Genomic DNA, 1,990 nt, shown 5'->3' with positions numbered 1-1,990 from the left:
CTCCCAACTCCCAACTCCCAACTCCCAACTCCCAACTCCCCGCGAAGCGGGCGCACGAAAAAACCCGCTTCGGCTGGCGACAGTCCGAAGCGGGCTTTCGTGATTTTTTGGTGGTGAAATGAATCTTGCGATTCTCTGTTGAGTCGTTGTGTCTCGAAAGACACCTGCGAGACCACTTCCACGGATTCGATTCCAACCGTCACCGGTTGAGAACCTATTTCTAAGAATCCTTAGAAAGGAGGTGATCCAGCCGCAGGTTCCCCTACGGCTACCTTGTTACGACTTAGTCCCAATCGTCGAGCTGACCTTCGGCGCCTGCGTCAGTAAACTGTTCGCTCAGCGACTTCGGGCCCTCCCAACTTTCGTGGCTTGACGGGCGGTGTGTACAAGGCTCAGGAACACATTCACCGTAGTATGCTGACCTACGATTACTAGCGATTCCGGCTTCATGCAGGCGAGTTGCAGCCTGCAATCCGAACTGAGGCACGGTTTTTGGGATTTGCTCCACCTCGCGGCTTAGCGTCCATTTGTCCGTACCATTGTAGGACGTGTGCAGCCCTAGACATAAAGGCCATGAGGACTTGACGTCATCCCCACCTTCCTCCGGTTTGACACCGGCAGTCTCTCTAGAGTCCCCGGCATTACCCGCTGGCAACTAGAGATAAGGGTTTCGCTCGTTAAGGGACTTAACCCGACATCTCACGACACGAGCTGACGACAGCCATGCAGCACCTGTGCAAGAGCTCCCCGAAGGGCACTCTCTACTTTCATAGAGACTCTCAAGCATGTCAAATCTAGGATAAGGTTCTTCGCGTATCCTCGAATTAAGCCACATCCTCCACCGCTTGTGTGAGCCCCCGTCAATTCCTTTGAGTTTCAGCCTTGCGACCATACTCCCCAGGCGGAACACTTAACGCTTTCGCTACGGCCGAGAGGATGTGGAAGTCCCCTCAACCCAGTGTTCATCGTTTACGGCTAGGACTACCGGGGTATCTAATCCCGTTCGCTACCCTAGCTTTCGTGCCTCAGCGTCAGTAAAGACCCAGTGTTGCGCCTTCGCCACCGGTGTTCCCTATGATATCAACGCATTTCACCGCTCCACCATAAGTTCCCAACACCCCTGTCTTCCTCAAGCTTGGGGGTTTGCGACGCAATTCCACGGTTGAGCCGTGGGCTTTCACATCACACCTACCAAGCCGCCTACGCACGCTTTAAGCCCAGTGATACCGAATAACGTTTGGACGGTTCGTCTTACCGCGGCTGCTGGCACGAACTTAGCCCGTCCTTCCTCTGAAGATCGGTCAAGACCTGCTCTGCACAGGTCCTTCCTTCCAACTGACAGCGGTTTACAACCCGAGGGCCTTCATCCCGCACGCGGCGTCGCTCGGTCAGACTTTCGTCCATTGCCGAAGATTCTCGACTGCAGCCACCCGTAGGTGTCTGGGCAGTGTCTCAGTCCCAGTGAGCCGGGCCATGCTCTCACACCCGGTAACCATCGCTGCCTTGGTGAGCCATTACCTCACCAACAAGCTAATAGTATGCGGTCCAATCCAAGGGCGGAATCTCACCTTTGATCCGAAGATATCATCCAGTATTACCGCCAGTTTCCCGACGCTATCCTGGACCCCTGGGCATGTAACCACACGTTACTCTCCCTTTCGCCGCTGTCCGAATTTAATGCAAGCAAAAAATTCTTCTCGCACGACTTGCATGCCTAATCCACGCCGCCAACGTTCATTCTGAGCCAGGATCAAACCCTTCAATTTTGTATTGCATCACGAGCAACCGAAGTCACTCGGGAAAATCAAAGTTAAAACCGAAAGTTCAATTCTGCTCCGGGCCGCTCGGTTACGCGGCCCAGCGATTCGCCATTTTGTTGCCGTGAGCGTGCATGACAGGCTGGAAGCCCATCAAACGTTCTCACAGCAAAGCGATCTCGCAACTGCTGAACTCAACAGAAGTTTCACCACCAAATTGTCAATGATCGGTT

1 protein-coding gene and 1 rRNA gene are annotated in these 1,990 nt (G+C 54.0%); one reads left to right on the top strand and one right to left on the bottom strand.

The genetic code is table 11. The features are described from left to right. Nucleotides 1–234: 234 nt before the first annotated feature. Nucleotides 235–1,766: ribosomal RNA gene (locus tag H1B37_RS32615) — 16S ribosomal RNA — on the bottom strand. A gap of 4 nt (nucleotides 1,767–1,770) precedes the next feature. On the opposite strand from H1B37_RS32615, the gene H1B37_RS33530 reads away from it, so the two are divergent. Continuing rightward, the coding region (locus tag H1B37_RS33530; protein ID WP_220498489.1) for a hypothetical protein at nucleotides 1,771–1,990 on the top strand (220 nt) is incomplete at its 3' end.

Source organism: Stieleria mannarensis, assembly GCF_014154935.1.
GTDB classification, from domain to species: domain Bacteria; phylum Planctomycetota; class Planctomycetia; order Pirellulales; family Pirellulaceae; genus Stieleria; species Stieleria mannarensis.
This window is presented reverse-complemented; position numbering and strand designations above follow the sequence as displayed.